Below are 25,073 nucleotides of genomic sequence, written 5' to 3'. Positions count from 1 at the left end.
TCCTCCGCCCCGCGGAGCACGCGCTGGTCGCGAAGACGCATGGTTTTGAAAGCTCTGCGGTGGTTCAATCCCATCAGCTGGTGGCTGGCGCTGCGTCGGAGTTTGACGGGCGGTTCGGTGACCCTGTTGTTGATTGGGATCGTGTCGTTGAACATTGTTTGGGGCTATCCCTGGATGGGGATGTTCGCCAGTTGCTTCGCCATGTTCGTGGTCGGTTGGGGAATCAACCGGGTCATGTCGCCTCGTTTGAAAGCGACGTTGGATGTGCCCTTGGCGGTTCGAGCGGGGGAGGACTTCGTGGCACGTGTCTCCCTGATTCATCAAGGTCGATTGCCGGCGTTGAGTTTGTATGTCGGATTGGACCCAAACCGCCGCAAGAGCAGTCGCGGAGACCTTGAGATCACCGTGGATGCTTCTGCGAAGGAATGGATTCCCGAGATCGCTCCTGGTGAGACGGCAACGACGAACCAATCGTTGACCTTCCTGCGGCGAGGGGTTCATGTGATGCCGCCAGTCCGTGTGGAGTCGTTGTTTCCATTTCACTTGTTTCGATCAACACAATGGATCGACAGTGGGGAGTCGATGGTGATCACGCCACGTCGACTGGATTGGGACAGCGACGTTTCGTGGCAAGTCATCCATGCCAGCCTTCGGGGGTTGGCCGTTGGTTTGTCGCAAGGTGATCACCAGCACTACGTGGGCAGTCGCGAGTACCGAGCTGGGATGCCGGTTCGGCGATGGGACTTTGCCTCTTGGGCGCGATTGGGAAAACCCATTTTGCGAGAGTTCAATTCGGCGGCGAAGCAGACGGTCACGGTCTTCATTGACACCACTCCAGGTGAAGCGGATGCCCGAGCCATTTCCGCTTCGCGTTGGCGGCGATTGTCCGCCGACGAAGACGTTTCGCTGGAGCGTTTGTTGTCGATTGCTTCGGCTGGTTTGGAAACCTTGGTGGGAGCCAACGTGCAGGTGCGTTTGGTCGTTCCCTGGCAGGCTCCTTCGGTGATTCAAAGTCAGGAGCGCAACGGGAAATTGCGCTCGGTTTTGTGCGAAGGAGCATCCGACCCGACGCCGCTGTTGATGGCTTTGGCAGAAGCCGAGCCGGTTGATGAAGCAACGGCGCAAGAGGTTTTGCATGCGATGCCGCAGGCGGGCGGAACCTTCCACGGCGTCGTGTTTTCACGCCGAGCGAGTGATGACGTGGATCTTTCGGGGCTGCCGGATTTGATGTGGCTGAATATCAACTCGGAACCGCGAGAAGAATTTAGCAACGTCCCTGTTTTCAACCCCCCTGTTACCAACACCAATCGTCCGCCAACGGAGACTCTCGCATGACGTCGTTTGCACGGGAGGACGCGTTGGATTGGCGAGACTGGTTGGCGGATGACCGAGTCGTCTTGGGAGCGTTGACGTTTGGTTTGGCATCGTTCCTTGGCGGGACGTTTGCAACCACGCCGGCTTGCATCTTTGTCGCCGCGGTCAGCCTGATGGTGGTGGTGTTGGTTCGAATGCGGTGGCCGGAACCGAGTGTCGCACCGGTGAGCTGGAAAGCTCGTTTGGTCCGTGGTGCGGTGTTGTTTGCATCGCTGGTGGGTTCGGTCCTGATTGTCTTTGGTTGGCGTTTTTACCCTGCGCTGCAAGGCACGCCCAATGTGTTGTTGGTCGCGGTGGATTCGATTGGTCACGCCTCGTTGATGTTGCTTTGTGTGCTGTGGGTCCATTGGCCACGGGGTGGGCACATCATGATGTTGGTGTTGGGGATGCTGGCGGTTTTGATGTCGGTTGCTGGCGGTGGGTTGAGCTCCACCGTGACGGCGCAAACGGCATTGGGGCTGACGGTCTGCATTGGTTTTGTCCTGGCGACACGGGCAATGAGCTGCGCGTCATCGGAGCATCAGCAGGTCGTGGGACTTCGCTCGCAGTCCGGTGGGGCCAAACGAATCAGTGGGACGCTGTATCAGTTCATGGCATTGTTCGCCATTTTGGTCGTGGCGTCTGCAACGACTCATGCCACCATTTTGTTTTTGCCTGATGTGCAAGCCGGAGTGATGGCTCAGCTGAACGATCGATTGGATGCCAGTTCCAGCCAGGGTTGGGGCGGGACGGATCGCTATGTCAGCGGTTCGAGATTGGGCAACGTTCGAGAATCCATCCTGAGTGATCCATCGGCGATCGCGTTGAGTGCGTTCGCTGACACGGAGCCCGGGTATCTCCGTGGCAACGTTTACGATTCCTATAGCAGCGGGCGTTGGCGGACGTCTCGGAAATGGGTTTTTCAGTCGCCGCCCGGCAGTGGTGTTCGGCGTGTCGCTGAAGCTCGTTTTTTGCAACCTGAGGGAGTCGCAACCACGCTGCTGCAGGATCCCGATGACCACTTTCGCCAACGTTTTTCCATGCGGATCGGTGAGCTGGAAGAAGAAGTCGATTCGTCCATTGAACTGCTGAATTGGAATGGCGTCGCAGGCAACGACCTGGGCGGCGGGCAATTTGTCGGCGTCGTTGAGATTCATGGTGACCCGAGCAAGGGCCGCAAGGTTTTCTTGCCCGCCTCTTCGCGTTGGATCGAATTGGCAGGCGATGGGATTGGGATCACGCCACACGGGGTGTTGGGCTATGGCGTCGAAGTCCGTTGGCCTTGGGTGGTGGGAGTTCAAGAGCAACCGCCAGCCGAAACATTGAGTCCCGACGATCGCGATGTCATGGTTCGTGTGGAATCCGAAATCCGACCCGAGATTGAAAGTCTGACCCAGCGCTTGATGGTGGGTGCCAAGTCAGACGCGGAACGGGCTGAGCGAGCGACGCAATTCTTCCAAGAGAATTTCTCCTATTCACTCGACCCCGTGACGGTTCCAGACGGGCTGGACCCGTTGACGCACTTTCTTCGAAGCCGGCACATGGCGCACTGCGAATTGTTTGCCAGTGCCACGGCATTGATGCTGCGGACGGTTGGCGTTCCGACGCGTTACGTGACGGGCTATGTGATGACGGAACTCAACGAGGCTGGTGACAGGTACTTGGCCCGCAATCGGGATGCCCATGCGTGGGTGGAGTACTACGACGACGAAGCTTCTCGGTGGTTGCCGGTCGAGTCCACCCCCGGACGGTCCTTCCTTTCCATGCGACGAAAGGAACTCGCGCTTGCCAGTGCAGGAGGTGCAGGGGGAGCGGAGCAAGCCGAAGACGTCGCGAGCAACTGGTTTGCGCCGATACTGCGATGGTGGGCATCGGTGCGAACCACGGACACCCTGGTGACGCTGTTTCGCTGGTTGCAGGTTCCCCTGCTGGTGTTCTTGGTGACACTGTTGTGGCGACGCAATCGGCACAAGGTCGATGATCAACGGAGCGTGCGTTTGGCGGCAGAGCGTCGCCGGATGGACCGACGGGTGCGGCGGTTGGGATGGATTCGGCGGCCAAGCGAAACGCTTCATCGCTTTGCCTCGCGTCTGGAGGCGGAAACGACCGCCAGTTCCTCGCATGATGAGTTGTTGGCGGCGGCGAATTGGTACCGGGATCACGCGGTCCAGTGCTATCGGGGCGAGGACCCCGTGACGCCGTCGCTCACTCGAAAGAACGTCTCAAGCGTTCAAATGTGAACAAGCCGGATGAGTGCCCATCGCTGAAGCCGATGTTGTAAGCATACGTACCCACGGGCCGCATCGATGCGATCGTGAGCGGGCGAGCTTCGGCCGCACTCAGGACAGGAAGTCCCATGAGCGGTGATTTCTTGCCACTGGTTGCCTCTGTGTTTTTGTCGACCAGCGTCACGGCTTGGTGGCCTCCGGTCTCACCGCGTTTTTCTCGGCAGGTCGCGCAGGGGCAAGCGTCGCGTAACTCGCGAGCGGTCCAGGAGGTCGACTCACCATCGTTCCAGACGATGCGGATGCCACGTTCCCCTTCCCGCTCGATGGCGGTGGGGGCATAGGCAACCGGATCTTGGATGGGACGCTTGGGGGCATTCATTTCGCGTCGGCCTCTTGAAGGGACGTCTCGGAGTGCTTTGCCGCGAGTGCGGCTTGGCCTGCGCTGAGTGTTTCGATGATCTTGTCGACATCGTAAATGCATCCGCCCCAAGAGCCGCCGCCAACCTGTTGCAGAGCCGCCCACAGTCGCGTGTCATCCGGAATGTTTTTGTCGCGATCCAGTCCCTCTGCGATGGGACGTGTTCGCAAGGCTTCGACTGGATCGGCACCGTCGACGGTGGCGACCAAGTCGACTCGGCCGTCCAGGGTCTTGCGGTCGATGATGATCTCGACAGTGTCTCCATCCCGCACTCGCCCGATCGGCCCACCGGCAAGTGCTTCGGGGCCGACGTGTCCGACGCAGGCTCCCGTGCTGACGCCGGAGAAGCGGGCATCGGTGACCAACGCGATGTGCTTTCCAAAGGACAGGTACTTCAGTGCGGACGTGATCTGATAGGTCTCTTCCATGCCACAACCGATTGGGCCACGGCCAATCAAGACGATCACGTCTCCGGCCTCGACCGTTCGATCCGATTGACCTTTGACGGCGGCGATGGCGTCGCTTTCCGTGGTGAAGACACGTGCTCGACCACGTTTGCGGTAAACGCCATCGTCATCGATCACAGACGGGTCAATCGAGGTGGCTTTGATGACGGAACCTTCCGGGCACAGGTTGCCAGAAGGAAAACAAACGGTGCTGGTCAATCCGCGTTCTTTGGCGACCGCCGGCGGCAGGATGACTTCGTCTGGATCCACTCCATCGGCGGCACGCAAACGATCGCGACAAACTTGGCGACGCTCGGAGGTTCGCCACTGATCCAACAGCTCATTCCACGTCAAACCGGTCACGGTTCTCTCGTCGGCATTCCACAGCCCGGCTTCGCGAAGATGCCAGGCGACTTCAGGAACACCACCGGCCAAGAACAATTGCACCGTTGGATGGCCGACCGGTCCGTTGGGCAAGCAATCGACGAAACGCGGAACGGATTGGTTGATCCGGCGGAAGTCCTCCGCGGTCGGACGACGGCGTCCGGCAGCGGCAGCCACGGCGGGGATGTGTAGCAACAGGTTCGTGCTGCCGCCCACGGCGGCGTGCATCAGCATCGCGTTTTCAAACGCTTTGTCAGTCAGCACATCATGGAGCGTCAATCCAGAGGCGTGCATCGCCGCGGCCGTGGCTGCCGCGTCACGAGCCAAGCGTGTCCAGATCGGTTGTCCGCTGGGAGCCAGTGCCGCGTGCGGAACGGTCATGCCGAGAGCTTCTGCGATCACTTGGCTGGTCGCGGCAGTGCCGAGGAATTGGCAGCCTCCGCCAGGTGTGCCGCAGGCTTTGCAACCGGCCACGGAGGCTTCTTCCAGTGTCATTTCACCGCGGCTGTAGCGAGCCCCAATGGTCTGAACTTTGCCCGCGTCTTCGCCCACGGTTGGCGGCAAGGTCACGCCTCCGGGAACCAGCACGTTGGCGAGGTGACCTGTCCCGGCAAGCGCCATCATCATGGCGGGCAAACCCTTGTCGCAGGTCGCGATTCCAATCACGCCTTTGCGTCTTGGCAGCGACCGGATCAAACGACGCATCACGATCGCGGCGTCGTTGCGATACGGCAACGAATCAAACATGCCGTGTGTGCCTTGTGTCCGGCCATCACACGGGTCGCTGACAAAGGCAGCAAAGGGGACTCCGCCGTCGCGTTCGATTTGTTCCGCGGCGGCTTGGCCCAGCAGGCCGACTTCCCAGTGCCCGGTGTGATAGCCAAGGGCTTGAGGGGTGCCGTCTGGGTTGCGCACGCCGCCTTGGGTGCTGAGGATCAAGTACTGATCGCCGAGGACTCGGCGGGGGTCGAATCCCATTCCGACACTTTGAGTCAGTCCAAACAGGTCACCGCTGGTCCAGGATCGCAGGATCTCATCGGAAAGCGGAAGTTTACCGTCGGGACCATCCGCCTTGGTTGCCAACGTTTCGGGGGCATCCAAGGCAGCAAAGTAGTCAGAAGGGTCAATCACTGCGTCGGCCACTGGTGAGAATCAGGAGGTAATATGCCAGCGTCATGATGGATTGCAATGTCGCGGCAACGTAAGTCAACGCGGCAGCGTTCAGAACCTTTGCGACATAGCGTTCTTCCTGCGCCGTGATCAAACCATACTCGACCAGGTGTTCTCGAGCACGGCTGGATGCATTGAATTCCACCGGCAAATTGACAACCTGAAAAAACACGACGGCCGAGAACAGAATCACGCCGATCCACATCAACGGTTGGAATGACATGATCGCACCGATGAACAACAACGTCGCACCGATTCCGCTGCCAAAATTGGCGGCGGGAACGGCAATGTTGCGAACGACCAAGGGCGCGTAGTGTTGAGCGTCCTGGAATGCGTGCCCGGCTTCGTGGCACGCCACGCCGAGCGCAGCCATGGATCGGCCCGAGTAAACGTCCTCGCTGAGCCGCAAGACTTTGGCTCGCGGATCGTAGTGGTCCGATAATTTGCCCGCCACGCGTTCGATCCCGATCGATTGCAATCCGGCTCGGTCCAGCATTCGGCGAGCTGCTTCGGCACCCGACATGCGCGCCGGCACTTTCGCCATCGCCGCAAACGACGATTTCACCTTCCACTGAGCGTACAAACCCAGCAAGAACGGAGGCAAAACAAACAGGAAGTAGATACCCATCGAAGGCAGGTTCCTTGAAAACATCGATAGCAAACGCAATCGGCTTGGGCTCTCTTGTCAGAAAGAGATGCTCCATCACCGAGAATCAGCCGTTCTGGCATCCGAAAACTCGTGTTTTCAATGGCAGAAGGCCAATTGGGCAGGCACTCGCTGCGCCACTCTCTTGTGTACGCAATTGCCGCACCAACGTTCGCGGCAATCTTTGTTTCAGATTGTCATGCGTACAGTTGGTAAAGCATCAAGTAAACCAGTACGCCGGTGACCGATACGTACATCCAAATCGGATACGCAAACCGCACCAGCTTCTTGTGAGCCACGATGCGGCCATTCTTGGCCAAGTAAATCGCTCGGAGGGCCAAAAAGGGCACGGCGATGGCCAGTAAAATGTGCGGGATCAGAATCGACAGGTACGTGTACCGAGCCGCATCGGGAGCGTCCGCTGGAAACCGCCGGTTGAACTCGCCCGTCGATTGATACAACGCGAATTTGTGGAACAGGTAGCACAGCAGAAACAGCATGCTGACGCCAAACGCGCGGAGCATCATTTGCTTGTGAATCTTCGCCCGTCCGTTCTTGATGTAGTACAGACCGAGGGCCAGAAAGATCGTGGCGATCAAATTCAAGGCCGCGTTGAGGTGCGGCAAATTGGCCGCCAGTGTATCCCACATGAATCAAGACTTCTTCGAGGAGGCTTCTTCCTGGAGCATGGATTCGATGCTCGCTTTCAATTCCTCCAGTTGACGTTTTTCAGGCCAGTTGTAGAAGCCCTCGATTTTTCCGTCGGCATCGACCAGCACAAAACGTTCGGTATGAAATTGTTTGTTGACTGGTTGCTGGAAAATTTCCGCCCCGATCCGGCGGATGTAATTCAGGTCGCCGGTCAAGAACAACCACTGGTCTGGATCGGCACCGAACCGCGCCGCGTACTCTTGAAGGACTTCCGGCGTGTCCGTTTCGGGATCAACCGAAATCGCGACGAAGCGAACGCCACGCCCCGCAAACTCGTCCTGCAGCTCCTTCAGTTTCTGGTTCTGAGAAACGCAAATGCTGGGGCAAGTGCTGAAGAAGAAGCTGACGACATAGGGTGCGCCCTTCAGGTCATCGGTGGAGACCATCTCGCCGCTGCGTTCGAGCAGTTCAAATTCACTGAGCCATGCGACGTCTTCCGGTGGTTTGGTGGGGGTGTCGTTGGCAATGTCTTCCGGCCGAAGCGTCGCGTTATCGACCACCGCGTTGTCGTTGCCATAAATCACCTCGCCCTCACCCGGCCCATCCGCTGGAGCGGCGGATCGGCGGAGCTGGCGTGCGAACAGCCCGAGAGCAATTCCGGCAACGAGAATCAGAGTGACGTGAGTGAAGATTTTCATGGCGAATTGCCCTGAGGGAGTGGTGGTTCTGGCGGACGCCCCAAGGGCGAAAAAGGTGTCAGGTACCTTTTTGGGGGAATAGGTGGTTTGTGATTGCCTAAGTTTCCAAAAAGGTACCTGACACCTTTTAGCTGTGGCCGAGGCGTTTGCGGCCGTTGACGGTGGAGAGGTCGTGTTTGGAACCGTGACGCTTTCCGCGGTTGGCGGCGTCGGGATCGTGTTGGTCGCGGCCGCTGCCTCGGGACATCACCAAGGCAATGCCGCATTCAAGTTTCAGCCAATCCACCGCGGCTTGTTGGACCGCCAGCGTTCGAGCGTGAATCAGCGCGGATTGGCTGAACGCTTGGTCTTCCGCCATGGTGTTTGGGGTTTGTGTCACCTGCTGGGGCATTCCGCGAACGTAGCCCTCGGCGTAGGAGGCTCCGCTGCCACGGGAATGCCCGCCGTATTGCAGGTGAGCCGCCGTCGCGATGGTGAGCAACAGCTCGCGAAACAGCAGGAGACAGTTTTGCACGTCATCGACCGGTCCGTAGAACCAAAACAACGTTCGGTTTTGTTTGCGTCCGTAGTACCACTGCACCATCGGGAAGATTTCTTCCGTGACATAAGCGGCAAGCGATTTTTCCCATCCGCAGGCTCGTCGTCCGTTCACCGGGCAAGCCATCCGTGTGTATGAAACGCTCTCGATGTTGTCGTCTTCGGTGATGTCTTCGCGAGATAAATTGTGGCGCAACATCAGGCTCTGCATCATTCGCAGGGCGTTGCGTTTCTCGCCTTCCGTGCTGGCGTGATTGCTGGCCGTCGTGTCGAGAGCACGCAGGCGACGAAGGATCTTTTCGAACTCATTCTGAGTGAGAACCTGCTCGCTGTCCTGCTGCCGTTGAGGTCCAATCGCGGGCAAGGTCGATTCGGTTGGAGCACCCGCGTAGGTCCAGTGGTTCACAACGACGTAGTCGCCGTCGTCCATCGGGTTCCAGGTGTCATGGATCTGGTGATCGATGAGGCAACTGAAGTGGCCACCTCGCCGACTGTCGCGTTTTTCGAGGTGAACGATGACGACCCCGCGAGGCAAACTTTCAGCGTCGAAGGCTTGGTCGTCGCCGGAACGTCGATGCCACTGGTTGGCGCGAAGGTAGTCGTCCGCGACCGAGCTGCAGACGCCATTGCGAACGGTCTTGTTCGCAGACTTGCCCAGAGTCTGGTAGACATCGCGATAGTTGGTGCCAGTCGCAATCGCGATCGCTCGCGTCACGCAGTCGCCTGCGAGGCCAACGAATCCTGCGGAAGATCGTCCGCCGTCATTCCAGATGAATTCCATTGCTTTGTCGCGAAAGCGTGAACAAGTGTGGCAATTGTTGGTGACTCACCATCGAGGCAACGCCGATGGTTCAAACCATCGTATCTGCCTTGCGGCTGCCTCGCATCAACCGCCATGCGATGAGCACAACCGCAATGGTGGCAACCACCGTGACCGTCCAGCAAGTTGTGGAGGACGGCGCGAAGCCTGCCGAGGAAAGGTCCAAGGTTGGGTTCAGCAGTCGACGTAGTTCCAGCATGGAGTAGCTGAGTGGATTGAGTTGCATGATGCCCGCGAGCAGCCAGCCACCCCAGTCGCCCATCGTTGCCGCACCCGTTTCGACCACCGGTCCCGAGAGGCTCCAGGCGGGGATGGGAAAGAACGTTCCAGCCAACAACCACATCGGCATCAAGCCCAGCATCATGATGGCATGAAAGCCTTGGGTGCTTTCCATTGGCCAGGCCACGATCATTCCCAGGGCGCACATCGCGATGGCAATGATGGCCAACAGCAGCAACAGCAACGGGAACGTCCAGGCAATCGAAGCCGCACCGACCACGTACACCAGCAGCAGGAAGATCAACGCTTGAGCCCAGGCGATCGCGGCACCGCCGAGCACCTTGCCCACCAAGACTGGGAAGCGTCCGGCAGGCGAGACCAACACCGATTGCATGAAGCCTTCGCGACGGTCTTCGATCACCGAAATGGTTGCAAAGATGGCGGTGAACAGGACGATCAAGCCGATGGTGCCCGGCAAGAAAAACTGGGAAAAACTTTCACCGCCAGCGGATTCAAAGGAGCCTCGCAGGCCGGTTCCAAACAGCAACCAGAACAGCAGCGGTTGCACGATCGCGGCCGTCACGCGGTTGCGTTGGCGAAAGAACCGAGTCCATTCGCGGCGGGCGAGCATCCACGCGGCGCCCATCCGTGCGGACGTGGTCATGCCCGAGGTCGTGAGACCCGGATTGGCGGAAGCATCGTTTTTCATCGCAGCAGCACTCATTGGAATTCTTTCCCCGTTCGAGCGACAAAGACATCTTCCAAGTTGGGCCGCCCGATGCTGATCGATTGGACGCCGCTGCCGAGCACCGCGGAAACTTTGGCGACGATCTCCGGGGCATCGCATGGCATGCGAAGGGTTTCGCCAACGATTTGAGTTTCCAGGTTCAGTTCGCGTTGCAAGATCGCTTTCGCGGAAGCCAATTCATCGGGCACGATCGTCAGCACGCCGCCACCCAGATCCGCTCGCAAGCGTGAAGGAGCGTCGTCGGCGATTTTCTTGCCTTGGTCCAGCAAAATCACGCGGTTGGCTTTGGCGGCTTCTTCCATCAAGTGAGTCGTCAGCAGCACTGCCACGCCGTCACTTGCGAGTTGTTGCAACGCATCCCACAGCGACAGGCGAGCCCCTGGGTCGAGTCCTGTGCTGGGTTCGTCCAGCAGCATGATTCGCGGTTGATGGAGCAAGCCTTTGGCGAGTTCGACGCGACGTTTCAGTCCGCCGGAAAGTGTTTGGCAAAGATCGCGACGTCGGTCGGTCAGTGAGAACTGTTCCAACAGAGCATCGCAGCGGCGGGTGAGTTCCCGTCCCGACAAACCGTACAACGCACCCTGGCAGCGGAGATTTTCGTCCACCGTCAGTTTGATGTCCAAGCTGGGGGACTGGAAAATGATTCCAAGCCGGCTGCGAACGGCGTCGACGTGTTCGGAGATGTTCAGCCCATCGAGGGTCACGCTACCGCGTTGGATTGGCAACAGTGTGCTGAGGACGCGAAACAGCGTGGTTTTGCCGCTGCCGTTTTTGCCGAGTACCGCGACGATCTCGCCAGCACGCACAGAGAGGTCGATTCCGTCGACCGCCACGTGGTCGCCGTAGCGATGGTGGAGGTCGCGAATGTCGCAGAGGACATCACCCAAGGAGGACGCGGACTCGTTCGTCGCGTCAGCGGGGTTTGTTGCAGTCGAGGTCGTAGTCATGAATGATTTTTTACAGTGAAGCTCGAAGAGTCATCACCAGCAGCACGGCGGGCAGAACAACCAGTGACCAGCGAAGCATTTTGCGAGCGGTCGTGTCATTGGGGTTCGCACGAAAGTTCAAAGAAGCTCGCAACAGCGGCCACGAGGCGGCCAGGATCAGGACCGTTGCGAGAACGCTGGCGGCCGATGCCACCCATTGGCCGTTGGGAAACCAAGCCAGAACCACGCCGCAGATCGCCAACGCCACGCTGCCGAGAATGCTCTGCCAAGCCGCGTGTCGTCCGGTGGGTTCGACTGTTGTGGTCATGCAAAAACCCGCTTTGGCGTACTGAATTCGGTACAGCCAAGCGATTGCCATGAAGTGGGGGTACTGCCAGCATGCCAGCACACCAAACAACATCCAGCCAGGCAGTTCCGTCAGTGTTCCACCGGCGGCGGTGTAGCCGATGAACACAGGAAGAGCACCGGCGATCGCACCGACCGTGGTGTTCCAAGCGGTTCGGGTTTTCATCGGGGTGTAGACCAACACGTAGAGCAACCAAGTCGCGATGCCGACGCTGGCGGGAATCGGGCCGCTGCCCAGCCACAGGATGGCTCCTCCGGCAATTCCACTGGCGGCGGTCAAGCCAAATGCAACGGCATAACTCATCCGTCCACCGGGGACCGGACGATTGGCGGTCCGTGGCATGTTGCGATCGATTTGGCACTCCCAAACTTGGTTGGCCGCGCCTGCACTGCCAGCGATCAGAGCGGTTCCGATCATCAGCCAAAACCAATCGACCAAGGTCAGCGTCGCGCTGCCAGCGATCAACGCCGAGGCGACGGTGGTGACCAGGATCATCGTGACGATGCGGGGTTTGGTCAGCTCGATCACATCGGCGAAGACACCTCGGTCGGCGCGTGTGGCCGCAGCGGGGCTTGCGTCCGATGGTGCGTCGGAAGCTTGCGATTTTGGAGTGGCTTCTGGCACGGGAATTTCATCATTCAACGTGCTGGCTCGATCGGTCGAGGGACGCGGGCGGGAAACAGGTTTCATCCGCGACGAAGGTTCCAGCACGGCAGTCGATCCGCTCGCCGCCGAGCGGGTGCGAGGGAGCGAACCCGAGTTCTGGAGAGACCCATCATCGAGGGACAAACCACTTCCGGCGACAATCTCGAGCGTTTCGCGGCAATCAGATGCCATGATCGTTCCGGGTTCAGGATGAGACAGAGAAGGATAATACGCGTCGGCGGCGGTACAAGCGAACCAACAGCAGTGACGAAACGGCCAAGATCAGCGATCCCGTCGCAACGTGACCCGTCACGATCCAGGCGTCCAGGACGTTCTTGCTGTGCAGCAGGTACGAGCCAGACGCTGAAAGTGGAGCCAGCATCTGTGGGTAGCCGTAGTTGACAATCCAAGTCGCCACCCCCAAGCCGATTTGCACGGCCACAAAGCATATCAAGGCACCCGCCGGACGCGACAGCGTCAAATCGCCGCAGCGCCGCATTCGCCAGTACGCCAGAGCCGTCATCAGCCACAAGACGAAGGCAATCGTGATGTGCGTCTTGACGATGTGGGCAAATCCGACCGGGCTGAAACCGGGCAAGGCATGCCGCATCATCGCTCCCAAAACCAACTGCATGTAAGCCAAAACCAACAACGCGATTGGCCAAAACGCGGTCGGGGTTTGCGGGGAAGTGCCCTCGGCGGACTTACGCACCGAAGCGGCCAGCCAGTTCCGGCCGGTCACGCAGGCCGCGATCACACACAGCACAAAAAACGCGGGGCCGACGCATCCATGGATCATCGCCAGCGTCCGTGCACTCAGCGTCACACGCAAGCCGCCTAAAACGCCCTGCCCAATCACGGCGGCAAGCACCAGCACCGACAAACCAATTGCCCAGCGACGTTTTTCAGCCAGGAAGGAAGAAATGACCAGCCCGATTGCGATGAAGCCAACCAGGGCGGCCAGCAATCGGTGGCCGTGTTCGATGAACAAATCGAACGGCCCCAGCAACCAAGTCGAGATCGGATACAGAAGCAGGTTGTACCCGTACGTTCCCGGCCAATCCGGAACCGACATGCCCGCGTCGTAGGTCGTCACCAACCCCCCGACCCAGATCAGCGGCCAGGTCAAGCAGACCATCACGCGAGTCAGCCGGTGAGGCCATTGGGGAACGGATTGCGAGCCGTCCTCCTTCGGTGAATCGCTGGTGTTCGCGTCCGCGGGGCGTTCCATTTCGGATTCGGGGCCGGATTCGGATGCGTTTTGGGTGTCAGCAGCTTGGTTCATTGCTGCCCTCGTCGATCAAAAATCTGTTCTCCGGCAATCCCGCCAATCACGCATCCACCCGCGCCAAACATGGCTCCGGGAACAATTCCGGACATGCCGAACAGGAACATGGCACCGATTCCCAATGCCAAACCGACGATCGCGCCAACGGTTCGATAATTGTCGCGACTCATAAGGAGACACCTGTTTCTACGGCAGCGGAGGGATTTTCGTCGTCCACCACACGCACGGACGGTTTGGGCGTGGGCTGGACCAGCGACTGAACGTAATGAACCAAGTCCCAAACGTCTCCAGGGGTTAGTCCTGTTGCGCCCGTGGCTGACTCGCTGAGTTCGATTCCCGGCATCGGCGTTCCTGCGATTCCGTGCTGAATCCGGCGGAAAAGGGTCTCAGGATCGTCGCCGCCTCGCAACACCCCACCAGCCAGTCGGCGGGGCTCGATGATTCGCGGTGGCAGTGCGCCGGCTTTGCGGAAAGGTTTGACCGCGTCGGCATCCGTGGGCGTGATCCCAATCCGAGTCGTGAATTCCTTGGTCCAGTCATCCAGGTCATTCAGCGGCAACCCGCCCTGCCCCGCCGGACCGTGGCACCCCGCGCAGTTGGCAACTTGGCCACTGAACAGCTTGGCACCGCGAGCGATCGAGGCGTGCAGTTCATCGGCGGCATGGGGGATTTGTTCTGGTGGCACGGGAGACGCCTGCGGCTGAACCCATTCGCTGGCCACCGCCTGCAGGATTTCCTCGACCGCCAATTCGCCTTCGGTCGGTTCCACGGCCGTCGATTCAGGTTGATTGCCCTCGTCAGGTGCCTGGGGCTTCGCATCACGGCTGGACTGTGTCAAATCGGTAAAAACGATCTCCCCTGCCTCGTTTCTTCCCAGATTGGCTTGTTCCGTGACCGTCACTCGCAAACGCAGGTCATCGGTCGGCGGTGTGTCTTCGTAGCCAAGGTCATCGATCGCCAGAGCCAGCAGTTGACGCTCGACTTCGCCGCGAATCGAGAGATAAATCAGGTAGTCGATCAGCGCTTCGCGGTCGCTTGGCGTCACGGTCATGAACGAAGGCATGGGAGTGCCTGGGATCCCGTTTACCAGCAATCGCCGCAGATCATCGCGAGTCGGCTTGGCATCCCGCTGCGTTGATTTCCACTTGAACACGCCGGCCCGGAAATCTCGGGGGTAAGGCCACTGGTACATCGATGCAGGACCGGCGCCGCTGCCGGAAACACCGTGGCAGATCACGCAGTGCTCGGTGTACAGCCCGCGGTGCACGTTCTCAGCGTCGCTTTCGACGGACCCGGAGGCTTGTTGAAGCCGTTCCAGCGAAACCAATGCACGTTGGTCGGCGGTCAGTCGATCGGCCGGCCAGGCGGGTTCTGCGGGGGTTCCGAACAGTTCGGCCAGCACCAATTCGACATCCGCCAATGCCGCTTCGGTAGGCAGATCCCGTGAACGTTCGAGCGCCATCGCATGAACACGATTGGATTCAAACTCCATCTCGCTGTCATTGCAGCCAACCGCGACAGGAAGGCAGCACGCAGCGGCCAGCAACCAAAGACGTGAATGAGGCCTAAACAACGAAGGAATCCTTGCACTTGAAAACAAAGCGAACCCCCAAATCGGAACACATTTGCTCCAGGGAGCCAACCGGATAAAAAGACGCAGGAAAACGGGGTGCGGCAATCCGCCCGCTCGCCAACAATCTGAAAAGACTCGATCCAATGTCTCACCAAGACCACCCATCACAACCCGACGCGTGAGCGAGGGACTCCCCAAAATCCCACGACGGCCCCGTCCGGGGCGACCGTTTGTTTTCCGGTATCGGTCTCTCGGGGCTTCCGCCCCGAGCTAAGTACGACGGCCCCATCCGGGGCGAAACCGAGACGCCAGCCACCATTTGTTTTTCGCGCGTCCCGAGCGGCTTGTCGAGTCAGGAGGTTGTATCGAGACCTCGGGTTGAAAACCCGAGGCTGACAACTGTCACCGCTCCGCGGTTGTTAGCTCACCCCGACACGCACAACCAGTCGCGGAGCGACGGCAGCCGAAAGCCTTGGGTTTTCAACCCATGGTCATCTTCGGTGGGAAGCAGCGTGCGTCAGCCCAGGCGGCCGCGCCAGGTGACTTGTCGGCCTCGGAGGTGATTCCAGAATGCCCACCACTGGATCAGCAGGAAACTGACGATCGCAATCGGGTGCAGGATCGCTCCCGTGACGCTCTGCCCCAGCCGGATCGCCCCGGTCATTCGAGGCACGTAGCTCACCAAAATCGCGATCGTGCTGACCAGGATCCCGATCACCACCGACGTCGAAACCGGCAAGCCTTCAACGATCAGGCTGGACCGCTTTGCCAAGGCAATGACCAACGTGATCCACGGCAACAGATTGGCTCCGCCCAACAAAATCGTGAACGGAATCAACAACCGAGAATTCGCGATGCCTTCGTCTGCGTTCTTGAGCAGCCCCTGCACCACCTCCCCCGCCGACGTGTACATCCGGCAAACCGCCCACTGCGACCCGTCCACGCAGTCCGTCAGCATCCCGTTTTCTCGATAGGCCTTGGGTAGTTTCAGCCCATCATGGCGACTCGATCGAATTGCAGCATGAGTCCCCGCGGCCTGGTAGGCGGCCTGGGTTGTGAAGAACAGTTGCCCACATCCGGACGCGTACGCCGGGTGCGTGCTGCCTCGCATCCGCGCGAACGGCAGGTACGAAAGCAAGATGAAGTGCATCATCGGGATCAAGAGTTTCTCGGCCAGTGTGCCGGTTTCCTGCCGAGGGAAGGCACTGAGCAAACCCATTTTGCCGCCATCGTGTTCAACCGCGAAACGTCGGCAAAGATCGATCAGGGCGGTCGGTTCCAGTCGCACGTCGGCGTCCAAGAACAACAGGTGTTCGCATTCGGCATGCTGAGCCAGTCGGTAACAGGCATGTTGCTTGCCATTCCAGCCTTCGGGAAGTTCGATGCCTTCGATCAACTTTACTCGCGAGTCTCGCTGTGCGATTTCGCGAACGATCGTTCCGGTTTGATCCGTGGAGCCGTCGTCCAGCACAATGGCCTCCAGGTCGACCTGCACGGATCGCAACACGGATTCGATACAAGCCGCGATCGAGCTCTCTTCGTTTCTGGCTGGGATCAACACCGACACGCGAGGAGGATCGGTGCCGCCCGATTCAGATGCGTCGACGTGATCGGATCGTTTGCCGTCCATGAACAGTGGCAAATTGGACACGAACATGCCCGCCGCCAGCGCCGCCAGAACCAACGAGACAAACGGCAGGACCGCGATGAGGAACCATTCCATCCAAGCGATCATTGAAACTGGTCCCCGTGACTGGCTTGGAATGATTGGCCGGTCATCCACGACTTCAATCGCCTAGCCGTGTCATACATACCGGAAGCTCCGCGTTTGCCTGGCAGTAGATTTTGAAACGGTTCGCTCGATCGCTGGATGCACAATTCCGCCAATCGCGATTGACTGGTCCGAAGACGCCGCGTGAGCTCGGCCGACCAATGAGATTTGTCCCAGTCACTCACGGTGGGGATTGAGATGACATCGCCGAAACGGAACAAGACCAGCGGTAAACGCTCGTCCCAAAACACATATTCCATCGCCAGCGGCAGGACCCAGCCGCGGTCCAGTTTCGAACACACGTGAGCCAGACCGGGCATCAATTCCGCCTCGTGATCGCGAACGTCTGCGAAGCGTCCTTCGGGGGTGACCCACAACGCACTGTGTTCACGCTGGAACAAGGCCGCGGTGGTCTTGAGGAATTGGGCGGCGCCTCGATTCGAATCCGATTGCACGCCGAAGAAGCCCAGCTTTTCGAAAACCTTGTATTGCTGGAGTGCCTCCGCATCGATCGGTGCATAGAACTGTCGCGGCGCGAGCAGCCGTTCGTTGATCGCGTGAGCCAGCAATGGATCCCACCACGAGGCGTGATTGCTGTAGACGATCAGCGGAAGGCTGCCGTCCTGCAGCGGTGAGGCCTGGGCGTGTTCTGGGTTTGCTTCGGCCAACGAATGAAACTGCGTCTGCAATTCCGTTTCACGTGCGAACGCGATCGCGTGGAAGTTGCGACGAAGGTAGGAGTGCAGGAACCGATGAAATCCGTTTTGAAACCAATCCGCCGGTTTCGCAATGACGTCGGAGGCTGCCGTCACGCGAATTTTCCGTTGGTCACGTCTTGGTCCAGCGAATCCGCTGCGATCCAGCCGCTCATCAAGACCATCGGCATGCCAGGGCCGGGGTGAGCCGCCCCGCCGGCCAGGTACAAACCACGGAGGTCCTTGCGACGGTTGCCAGGTTTGAAGGCGCCGGTGAACTTGCCGTGGCTGGCCAAACCATAGATCGCGCCGTTGAGAACGCGGTAACGATTGTGGATGCCCTCCGGAGTCAGTGAATCTTCGGTCACAATCGCATCGCGAATGCCTTCCATCCCAGCGGTTCGTTCCAGTTTGTCCAGAATCACGTCACGGTAGTTCGGCAGCATGGCTTTCCAGTCATGACCGGGCCGCAGGTAAGGCGTGTGCACCAAGATATAGAGAGCTTCACAGCCATCGGGTGCCACTTCGGGTTCGCTGATCGTGGGAGCACAGACGTACGCGGTTGGATCGGGCGCTGGTTGGCCTTTTTTGTAGATGTAGTCGAACTCTTCTTCCGGATCTTTGGAGAACACGAAGTTGTGGTGCAGCAGTTGTTCGTAGCGGCGGTTCAGTCCCAGGTACAGCACCACGCCACTGCAGGCCGCTTCGTAGTGATTGGACTTTTCGAACTTGGTCGACTCCGGTGTACCGCTGAGCAATTCGCGGTAGGTTCGAATCGCGTCGCAGTTGCTGACCACGGCATCGCAGGCAATCGTTTCGCCGCCCGCTGTGGTCACGCCGCTGACCGATCCGCCTCCGGTTTCGATCCGCAGGATGTCGGTTCCGGTTCGGATGTCAACGCCGAGTTCGCCAGCGAGTTTTGACAATGCCTCGGGGACCGCTCGCGTGCCGCCGATCGGGTACCAAATGCCTTCTTCGGTTTGCATGTGAGCGATGCTGCACAAGACGGCAGGCGACGCGTAGGGCGACGAGCCAACGTACTGGGTGAAGTGATCCATCATTTGCGACACACGATGTTCAGGGACGTGTGAGCGGACGATCGAAGCGACGCTGCGACCCATCTTGAGTGACAGGACATCTTTCAACACGGCGGCGGAAAACGCACCCCCGACTTCCATGGTGTCGGCCAACCCACCGATCGATCGCCAAAAGAAGAATCGATCCGAGACACCGTGAAGTTGCTTGCTTCGCTCGATGAATGATTCGTAACCTTGGCCGGTTGCGTCGCCCCCAGTGAAGTCACGCAGGTGACGTTTCATCTGTTCGACGTCAGCGACCAAGTCCAGCACCGTGTTCTCTTGGGTGCCTGATTGGGGTGTGCCTTCGAAGAAGCATCGCCACTGCGGATCCAAGGCGATGAGATCGAGGTAGTCCTCCATCTTTCGCCCGGCTTCGGTGAAGACCCGACGCAAGACACTCGGCAGCGTCAGGATCGTCGGCCCCATGTCGAATCGGTAGCCTTCGGTTTGATGCACGGCCGCTTTGCCGCCGACCCAATCGTTTTTGTCGCAAAGCGTGACCTTGTGACCGCGGGCGGCCAACACGCAGGCAGATGACAATCCGGCCAATCCACCGCCAACCACCACGACATGTTGTGGATTGGATGTTTTCTCAGCCGGGGCGTAGGGTTCATTTGCGGCGGAATGGGGGGCGATCATCGGGGGCTTTCGATCCGTGGGGAAACGTTCCGGGCAAATGCGGGTGCGTCATGCACTACTTTTTTAATGCACGCCACTGAGCGGCGGCAGTGGTGACTCGCCGGAGGGCTGCGATTCGCCGCGTCCATCCGGTGCTGTGCGACCACTGCAGTACGCCGGACAACAATTCCGCATCGGCATCGTTTCGAGGTGACAAGTGCATCGCGACGCGGCCGCGTCGGGTGGCAATGACTCGAGGCGTGGTCATCGCGAGCAATCCTTCTGGGCCTCGCGTCACGCCGAAGCCACTTTGGCCGCGACCACCAAAGGGCAAGCGGGGGTCGGCCGTGGGTGCGACCAAGTCATTGATCGTCACCACGCCGACATCCAGTTGTTTCGCGATGGATTGAGCTTGGGAAGTCGGGCCGAACACGGAGGCGGCCAGACGATACGGGCATGCATTGACCATCTGGACCGCGTGCTCGGGCAGCTTGACCGGGATGATCGAGATGACGGGCGCGAACACGTCACTTTGCAAAATGGCATGACTCTCGGGGACGTTTTCAAGCACCACGGCGTGCATCTTGCCGGTGGTGCGAAGGGTGGCAGAATCGTACCGGCCCAGGCTGTCCTTGGCACCTTTTCGGAGAACATCGTCCAGCAAGTCGGCGGTGCTGGTCCGCGCCGCGGGATGAAGGGTGACTTCGTTGGTCTTTCGCAATCGATCGATCAGTCGTTCTGGCAAGGCGGCGGTGGATGGATCGGTTTGGATCATCAGTCGCCTCGGGCCGATGCAAGTTGCACCGCTGTTGAACAGCAGACCAAACGTGACTGCCTCGACTGCGCGGTTGAGGTCGGCCTGAGGCAGCACGATCGCCGCATCCACCCCGGACAATTCCATGATCGAAGGGGTCAGGTTCTCGGCCGATTGGTGCAGGACTTTTCGGCCGGTTTCGACGGATCCGGTCAAGACGACCAAGTCGACGCCTGAGGCTTGGGCCTCGATCGCCGCCTCGGTGGTGGAATTCAGCAACGTGATCGCATGTTCCGGTACGCCCGCGGCATAAAAAGCGGCGATCAATTCGGCGGACACGGCTTCGGTCCCGGCGGCGGGTTTGAGGCAAACTTCATTCCCCGCGGCGAGGGCCTGTGCCATTTGAACGCCAGGCAACAGCAGCGGGTAGTTCCAGGTTCCGAGGATCAGGACTCGCCCCAGGGGGACTCGTTGGACGACGCTGCGGACGCCCCACATCCACATTGGACGCCCGATCCATCCAACTTTTCGGGGTGCCAGCGTTTTCTTCCCATGCTTGCCGATCCACCGCAATGCCTCGCACAAGGGGAGCAATTCCGACGCCACCGTTTCTGCATCGTCGGTCCGTTGTTTGCTCCGGCTGAAGTGTGTCAACTGATCGACTCGCGAAGCGATTTCGTCGCGTGCACGACTCACAATTTGACAGCGTTGGCGAATCGACCACGTAGCCCACTTTGCACCGCCGTGATAACCTATCGGCACCTCACCGGGGCGGTTTGGCGTCGCGTTTTTGGGCGTGGCGACCTGGGGTACGTTGTTCAAAACAATCTTGCAAAGCGTTGGATGGAAGATGGCAGTCAACGAAACGGATCTGGAAGTTTTGCCCGTCATCGCTGATCGATGGAGCCCATATCGGTTTGATGGGCGTGAAGTCGAAGATGACAAATTGCGTCAGTGCTTGGAAGCCGCTCGCTGGGCTGCCAGCAGTTTTAACGATCAACCATGGTCGTGGATTGTCGCACGTCGCCAAGACGGGGAGGCTTTTGAAGCCATGTTGCAGTGCCTGTTGGAAGCCAACCGTGATTGGGCGTCCCATGCAGGCGTGCTGATCTGCACCGTCATTCGAACCAATTTTTCTTACAACCAGAAACCCAATCGAGTCGCCCTGCACGACCTCGGTGCCGCCGCCGCACTGATGTCTCTGCAAGCGACCTCGTTGGGTTTGCAGACGCACCAAATGGCAGGTGTCAATCTGAGCCAGGTCCGAGGCCAGTATCAGATTCCGGAAGGCTACGAGCCCGCCACCGCGATCGCCATGGGGTATGCCGACGAACGCGAACCCAACTCCGATGCGGAACAGATGTTAGAAGACCGCCAGAGCGGTGTCCGAGAACGAACGCCACTGAAGAATCAGGTCTTCATGGACGCATTCGGGCAATCCGCATCTTGGTTGTGATTCTGTGAGTTCTCGAGGACAGCTCCTACCCGGCGTCATTGGCAATTCGCCCGCGATGCGTGAAGTCGATCGCGTGACCCGCAAGGTTGCCGTGAGCAATGCGTCGGTGCTGATCCTTGGAGAAACCGGAACAGGAAAGGAGTTGATCGCTTCGGCGGTGCACCGATTGAGTCACCGTAGCGGAGGCCCGTTCGTCAAAGTCAACTGCGGCGCGCTGAGCGAAAGTTTGCTGGAAAGCGAATTGTTTGGGCATGTGCGAGGTGCCTTCACCGGTGCCGTTGCCAATCGCGCTGGTCGTTTCGAAGCCGCCGACGGCGGCAGCATCTTTCTCGATGAGATCAACTCCACCACGTTGACGTTGCAGGTCAAACTGCTGCGGGTGTTGCAGGAAAAGGAATTCGAACGAGTCGGTGACACTTCCAGTCATCGAACTGACGCGCGAATCATCGCGGCCAGCAACCGTGACTTGATGCGGCAAGTGCAGCTCGATGAGTTTCGGGAAGACCTTTACTGGCGTTTGAATGTGGTGCCGATCGAGCTGCCAGCGTTGCGACACCGACGCGAAGACATCCCGGCGCTCGTGGCGTTCTTCTTGGATCACTACAACGAAGTCAATGACCGCTATGTCTCGCACCTCGGGAACGGTGTGATGCGAGCTTTGCAGGACTACCACTGGCCCGGAAACGTTCGCGAACTTCAAAACTATGTGGAGCGAGCGGTCGTGATGAGCGACACAGACGAGTTGGTGCTCGACGCGCTGCCCTTGTGTGTGCGTGATCCCCAACGCAGCGTCGCGACGCGCGAATCGGCGAGCTCCGCAGGCGGGTTGAGTTCAATCGCACCAATGGGCAACGGTTCCATCGACACGCCGCCTGAATCCGCGGAGGCATCCTCGGGAGCAGCTGCGGCGTTTGATCTCAGTCGAATGGATCTGAAGACACTCGCTCGAATCGTTGTTCAGCGAGGGTTGGACGAAGCCGACGAGGCAGAGGATTTGCATTCGGTGGTGGTGGATCAAGTCGAACGCGAATTGATTTCTCAGTTGTTGTTGCGATGCGGCGGTGTGCAGACCAAGACCGCCACGCGTTTGGGGATGAACCGAAACACGTTGTCAAAGAAGATGAAGGACTACGGTCTCAGCCTCGATGACTGAGTCGGCGGATGACCTTGGGTTGAAATCCCAAGGCTCTCCGGCTTGTTGATTCATTCGATTTCACAACCCGACGCGCAACTTCAAAACTCACGCGTCGGGTTAGGGTTCAATCAACAAGCCGTCGCGGAGGTTGGCGAGCCGCGTGACGCAAACGTTTGGATGCCGACTCAGTTGGGATGAGGCTTGGCCTTTGAGGGCTGTTCAACAGACCAGCGGGGGACAACGGTTCTACGATTCACTTCTTTTCGACCGGGAGCCAATTGACCACGTCGATCACGACGTAGCCGTTCGCGTCTTCGTTCGAGATGACCACCTTGGCGGGACTCGTCGTGTCGAAGGCGTACCGACCAAGCGCCAGCAAGGGCTGCTTCTTGGACGCGGGCTTCAATTGAGTCTGGTCAATTCGGTGAGTCGTGGTGCCTGCGCTGTGGTGGATGTCGATCCGTGTTTGCTTGGAACGATTGGAGTTGGTGGGGTAACTCACCCGCACTTCGTACAGGCCGGACTTGGGCAAGTCCGTTTGGTAGATCGCTTGTCGGACGCGGTCCGTGGCCTCGCCGTCGTGGTGATAGCCCGAGCCATAGAAATTGCCTGAGGCGTGGCTTTGAATCCAACCGCCGATGCGGTCGGCTTGCGTGTCATCGACGCTGATGCCTTCGACCGACTTCAGGTTCAGTGATTCCGGGTAGCTGGCATTCGAAATGTCGGCTGGTATTTCCAGGATTTGATTGTCGTTGAGCAGCCGTTTGCGAAGGTCGGCGTACGGGATGTCTTGAACGGCACGTTCGGATTGATTGGCGAGCGCGGCGATCGTTGCGGCCGATTGACCGAGGATCATGAACACGGGTTCCATGCGGATCGAACCAAAGGCAACGTGGGTGGCTGAGACGCAAACCGGAGAGAGAAGGTTCTCGCATTCGTCGCGTTTCGGCAGCAACGCACCCATCGCAATCTTGTAGGGCCCGCGTGTGGAGACACCCAGGTCACCTTCGTTTTGGACGTAGCCCTCCGGCGTGATGTAACGCTGGGTGTTGTGCGAGTCGATTCCGTAGGAGCCCATGCCGACAGAATCAGGCGTGGCCAACTCCTTTCGAAGATGGTTTTCCGTCATCACAAATTCGCCCACCATCCGCCGGGCTTCGCGAACATACATTTGATGCGGCCAATGGTCGTTGTCCGCGAATTCGTCCGCCGACAAGCCCCACTGGTTGATCTTGTCTTGGACTTCCTTCGGCACCCGAGGGTCGGTGGCGATGAAGTACAGCAACCCGCGTTGATAGTTTTCGTGTTGCTGGATGATTTCCTGGCGGCGTTCGTAGGTGGCTTCGGGGTAGTCGTAGTTGGCACCGATGTTGTCGAAGCTGACGGGACCGTGGTTGTTGGTGTCCGTTTTGAAGTTCGGCAGGGGGTCAAATTTATTGAACACATCTCGCCATCCCGCTTCGAAGGTGCGGGCCATGATTTCGTAGGTGGCCGGGTCGTAGCCCTCGGGCCGTGTCCACGCCACGCGATTTTCTGGATGGTTCGTCATGCAAGTTCGGAAGCAATAGGCTTGGACACGATCATCGGCGGAACCAAATTCGCCTGGCGGATCGGGGCTGACCAAGGGGATCACCCCGCTGCTCGGGTCACCTGGCACGACGTAGGGATCAACCCGTCGCGGCAACACGTCGAAGTGGTGCGAGTGATGCAGGACGCCGGTTTGAACACCCGCGTGAGGTTCGTTGTAGTCGCTGATTCCTTCGCGACCGTGCGCCGTTGCGACCCCGGCTGCGGCGATCAGGTCGCCTTCGTACGTGGCGTCGATGAACATCTTGCCCGCATACGTTTTGCCATCCAATGTTTGGATGGACACGATGCGACCATCCCGCTTCGTCACGCCTTTTTCCCGATCCAGCCACGCGTCGTGGAGGACGGTGATGTCGTGTTCTGCCAGCATCTCATCAAGGATGTTTTCAGCGACATGCGGCTCAAAGACCCACATCGTTGCTTGGTCATCGTCGCTGGCCCGGTGCCCTTGGGCTCGGTTGCCATACTTTTCGCGAGTTTGGAACTTCCACGCGGAGTCGTTTTGGTAGTGCTTGTAGACACGGTGATAAAAGTCTTTGGCGAGTCCACCGATGACGGCTTTGTTGCCCGTGTCGGTCCAGCCCAGGCCTCCACTGGTCAGGCCGCCCAGGTGCACGTCGGGTGAAACCATGACGACTGATTGGCCCATGCGAGCGGACTGGATCGCCGCGGTGACGGCCGCGGCGGTGCCGCCGTAGACGACGACGTCATGAGTCGTTTCGGCTTTCGTTTGCGAAGCGGGGATGAGCAGCAGCGTGGCGAGAATCATCGAGCACATCGACAAGCGATGACTCGGCCAAGAGGCGGGACGCATGGTGTGAGAATCCAGGTGGGGAGAATGGTGGGGCATCTCATGAAAAA

21 protein-coding genes are annotated in these 25,073 nt (G+C 59.2%); 4 read left to right on the top strand and 17 right to left on the bottom strand.

The annotated features are described in order from the left end of the window. Positions 1-39: 39 nt before the first annotated feature. Both RISK_RS05555 and RISK_RS05550 read left to right on the top strand, forming a co-directional pair. The gene (locus tag RISK_RS05555; protein WP_236696052.1) at positions 40-1,335 is read left to right on the top strand and encodes a DUF58 domain-containing protein; all 1,296 of its coding nucleotides are present in this window, start codon (positions 40-42) and stop codon (positions 1,333-1,335) included. Beyond that, on the top strand, positions 1,332-3,593 hold the full coding sequence (locus RISK_RS05550) for a transglutaminase family protein (RefSeq protein ID WP_047813280.1): 2,262 nt from the start codon (positions 1,332-1,334) through the stop codon (positions 3,591-3,593). The genes RISK_RS05555 and RISK_RS05550 overlap by 4 nt, the downstream gene beginning before the upstream one ends. On the opposite strand, the gene RISK_RS05545 is transcribed toward RISK_RS05550, so the two are convergent. The 16 genes from RISK_RS05545 to RISK_RS05475 form a co-directional block, all read right to left on the bottom strand. Further along, positions 3,559-3,960 (bottom strand): DUF971 domain-containing protein, encoded by a 402-nt coding sequence (locus RISK_RS05545; RefSeq protein ID WP_047813279.1) that lies wholly within the window; start codon positions 3,958-3,960, stop codon positions 3,559-3,561. The two genes, RISK_RS05550 and RISK_RS05545, sit on opposite strands and share 35 nt — an antisense overlap. Then, on the bottom strand, positions 3,957-5,972 hold the full coding sequence (locus tag RISK_RS05540) for a YjhG/YagF family D-xylonate dehydratase (protein ID WP_047813278.1): 2,016 nt from the start codon (positions 5,970-5,972) through the stop codon (positions 3,957-3,959). Before RISK_RS05540 ends, RISK_RS05545 begins: the two co-directional genes overlap by 4 nt. Next, a complete protein-coding gene (locus tag RISK_RS05535) occupies positions 5,953-6,627 on the bottom strand; it encodes a zinc metallopeptidase (RefSeq protein ID WP_047813328.1) in 675 nt (224 codons plus the stop codon). Before RISK_RS05535 ends, RISK_RS05540 begins: the two co-directional genes overlap by 20 nt. 215 nt (positions 6,628-6,842) lie before the next feature. Beyond that, a complete protein-coding gene (locus tag RISK_RS05530) occupies positions 6,843-7,295 on the bottom strand; it encodes a DUF420 domain-containing protein (RefSeq protein WP_047813277.1) in 453 nt (150 codons plus the stop codon). 3 nt (positions 7,296-7,298) lie between these two features. Next, a complete protein-coding gene (locus RISK_RS05525) occupies positions 7,299-7,994 on the bottom strand; it encodes an SCO family protein (protein WP_047813276.1) in 696 nt (231 codons plus the stop codon). 127 nt (positions 7,995-8,121) lie between these two features. Beyond that, entirely contained in the window at positions 8,122-9,312 is a 1,191-nt protein-coding gene (locus tag RISK_RS05520) for a DUF2786 domain-containing protein (protein WP_047813275.1), read from the bottom strand. A 70-nt stretch (positions 9,313-9,382) separates the two neighbouring features. Then, complete coding sequence (locus RISK_RS05515) at positions 9,383-10,294, bottom strand: ABC transporter permease (RefSeq protein ID WP_236696051.1); 912 nt, start codon at positions 10,292-10,294, stop codon at positions 9,383-9,385. Then, positions 10,291-11,265 (bottom strand): ABC transporter ATP-binding protein, encoded by a 975-nt coding sequence (locus tag RISK_RS05510; RefSeq protein ID WP_047813274.1) that lies wholly within the window; start codon positions 11,263-11,265, stop codon positions 10,291-10,293. The genes RISK_RS05515 and RISK_RS05510 overlap by 4 nt, the downstream gene beginning before the upstream one ends. 10 nt (positions 11,266-11,275) lie before the next feature. Further along, positions 11,276-12,448, bottom strand: coding sequence for a protoheme IX farnesyltransferase (locus RISK_RS05505; protein ID WP_047813273.1), 1,173 nt, complete (start codon positions 12,446-12,448; stop codon positions 11,276-11,278). A gap of 13 nt (positions 12,449-12,461) precedes the next feature. After that, a complete protein-coding gene (locus tag RISK_RS05500) occupies positions 12,462-13,487 on the bottom strand; it encodes a COX15/CtaA family protein (protein WP_390173919.1) in 1,026 nt (341 codons plus the stop codon). Positions 13,488-13,537: 50 nt separating this feature from the next. After that, a complete protein-coding gene (locus RISK_RS32465; RefSeq protein WP_053061070.1) occupies positions 13,538-13,714 on the bottom strand; it encodes a hypothetical protein in 177 nt (58 codons plus the stop codon). Further along, positions 13,711-15,036 carry a c-type cytochrome gene (locus RISK_RS05495; protein ID WP_047813326.1) on the bottom strand — a complete coding sequence of 442 codons (1,326 nt, stop codon included), beginning with the start codon at positions 15,034-15,036 and terminating at the stop codon, positions 13,711-13,713. Before RISK_RS05495 ends, RISK_RS32465 begins: the two co-directional genes overlap by 4 nt. A gap of 598 nt (positions 15,037-15,634) precedes the next feature. Continuing rightward, a complete protein-coding gene (locus tag RISK_RS05490) occupies positions 15,635-16,852 on the bottom strand; it encodes a glycosyltransferase family 2 protein (protein ID WP_047813271.1) in 1,218 nt (405 codons plus the stop codon). Continuing rightward, complete coding sequence (locus tag RISK_RS05485) at positions 16,849-17,700, bottom strand: lysophospholipid acyltransferase family protein (protein WP_047813270.1); 852 nt, start codon at positions 17,698-17,700, stop codon at positions 16,849-16,851. Before RISK_RS05485 ends, RISK_RS05490 begins: the two co-directional genes overlap by 4 nt. Further along, positions 17,697-19,301 carry a phytoene desaturase family protein gene (locus tag RISK_RS05480; RefSeq protein ID WP_047813269.1) on the bottom strand — a complete coding sequence of 535 codons (1,605 nt, stop codon included), beginning with the start codon at positions 19,299-19,301 and terminating at the stop codon, positions 17,697-17,699. The genes RISK_RS05485 and RISK_RS05480 overlap by 4 nt, the downstream gene beginning before the upstream one ends. Before the next feature lie 55 nt (positions 19,302-19,356). After that, positions 19,357-20,925, bottom strand: a complete 1,569-nt coding sequence (locus RISK_RS05475) for an aldehyde dehydrogenase family protein (protein WP_173442619.1) — start codon at positions 20,923-20,925, stop codon at positions 19,357-19,359. Between RISK_RS05475 and RISK_RS05470 the strand changes: the two genes are divergently transcribed. Both RISK_RS05470 and RISK_RS05465 read left to right on the top strand, forming a co-directional pair. Next, positions 20,885-21,490, top strand: coding sequence for a nitroreductase family protein (locus RISK_RS05470; RefSeq protein WP_047813325.1), 606 nt, complete (start codon positions 20,885-20,887; stop codon positions 21,488-21,490). The genes RISK_RS05475 and RISK_RS05470 overlap by 41 nt on opposite strands. 4 nt (positions 21,491-21,494) lie before the next feature. Further along, entirely contained in the window at positions 21,495-22,643 is a 1,149-nt protein-coding gene (locus RISK_RS05465; protein WP_083434800.1) for a sigma-54 interaction domain-containing protein, read from the top strand. Between the two features lie 235 nt (positions 22,644-22,878). Here the strand turns inward: RISK_RS05465 and RISK_RS05460 are convergent, their stop codons facing one another. Continuing rightward, positions 22,879-25,026 carry an FAD-dependent oxidoreductase gene (locus RISK_RS05460; RefSeq protein WP_047813266.1) on the bottom strand — a complete coding sequence of 716 codons (2,148 nt, stop codon included), beginning with the start codon at positions 25,024-25,026 and terminating at the stop codon, positions 22,879-22,881. Between the last annotated feature and the right edge of the window lie 47 nt (positions 25,027-25,073).

This window comes from Rhodopirellula islandica (assembly GCF_001027925.1).
Taxonomy (GTDB): domain Bacteria; phylum Planctomycetota; class Planctomycetia; order Pirellulales; family Pirellulaceae; genus Rhodopirellula; species Rhodopirellula islandica.
The sequence above is the reverse complement of the archived record's forward strand: the minus strand, read 5'-3'. Positions and strand labels throughout refer to the sequence as shown.

Excerpts from the sequence above, each read along its gene's own strand:
- RISK_RS05530 (WP_047813277.1), bottom strand. The coding sequence starts at position 7,295 with ATGTGGGATACACTGGCGGCCAATTTGCCGCACCTCAACGCGGCCTTG.
- RISK_RS05490 (WP_047813271.1), bottom strand. The coding sequence starts at position 16,852 with ATGATCGCTTGGATGGAATGGTTCCTCATCGCGGTCCTGCCGTTTGTC.
- RISK_RS05555 (WP_236696052.1), top strand. The coding sequence starts at position 40 with ATGGTTTTGAAAGCTCTGCGGTGGTTCAATCCCATCAGCTGGTGGCTG.
- RISK_RS05495 (WP_047813326.1), bottom strand. The coding sequence starts at position 15,036 with ATGGAGTTTGAATCCAATCGTGTTCATGCGATGGCGCTCGAACGTTCA.
- RISK_RS05505 (WP_047813273.1), bottom strand. The coding sequence starts at position 12,448 with ATGGCATCTGATTGCCGCGAAACGCTCGAGATTGTCGCCGGAAGTGGT.
- RISK_RS05550 (WP_047813280.1), top strand. The coding sequence starts at position 1,332 with ATGACGTCGTTTGCACGGGAGGACGCGTTGGATTGGCGAGACTGGTTG.
- RISK_RS05470 (WP_047813325.1), top strand. The coding sequence starts at position 20,885 with ATGGCAGTCAACGAAACGGATCTGGAAGTTTTGCCCGTCATCGCTGAT.
- RISK_RS05520 (WP_047813275.1), bottom strand. The coding sequence starts at position 9,312 with ATGGAATTCATCTGGAATGACGGCGGACGATCTTCCGCAGGATTCGTT.
- RISK_RS05475 (WP_173442619.1), bottom strand. The coding sequence starts at position 20,925 with ATGACGGGCAAAACTTCCAGATCCGTTTCGTTGACTGCCATCTTCCAT.
- RISK_RS05515 (WP_236696051.1), bottom strand. The coding sequence starts at position 10,294 with ATGAGTGCTGCTGCGATGAAAAACGATGCTTCCGCCAATCCGGGTCTC.
- RISK_RS05480 (WP_047813269.1), bottom strand. The coding sequence starts at position 19,301 with ATGATCGCCCCCCATTCCGCCGCAAATGAACCCTACGCCCCGGCTGAG.
- RISK_RS05510 (WP_047813274.1), bottom strand. The coding sequence starts at position 11,265 with ATGACTACGACCTCGACTGCAACAAACCCCGCTGACGCGACGAACGAG.
- RISK_RS05535 (WP_047813328.1), bottom strand. The coding sequence starts at position 6,627 with ATGGGTATCTACTTCCTGTTTGTTTTGCCTCCGTTCTTGCTGGGTTTG.
- RISK_RS05545 (WP_047813279.1), bottom strand. The coding sequence starts at position 3,960 with ATGAATGCCCCCAAGCGTCCCATCCAAGATCCGGTTGCCTATGCCCCC.
- RISK_RS05525 (WP_047813276.1), bottom strand. The coding sequence starts at position 7,994 with ATGAAAATCTTCACTCACGTCACTCTGATTCTCGTTGCCGGAATTGCT.
- RISK_RS05500 (WP_390173919.1), bottom strand. The coding sequence starts at position 13,487 with ATGGAACGCCCCGCGGACGCGAACACCAGCGATTCACCGAAGGAGGAC.
- RISK_RS05460 (WP_047813266.1), bottom strand. The coding sequence starts at position 25,026 with ATGCGTCCCGCCTCTTGGCCGAGTCATCGCTTGTCGATGTGCTCGATG.
- RISK_RS32465 (WP_053061070.1), bottom strand. The coding sequence starts at position 13,714 with ATGAGTCGCGACAATTATCGAACCGTTGGCGCGATCGTCGGTTTGGCA.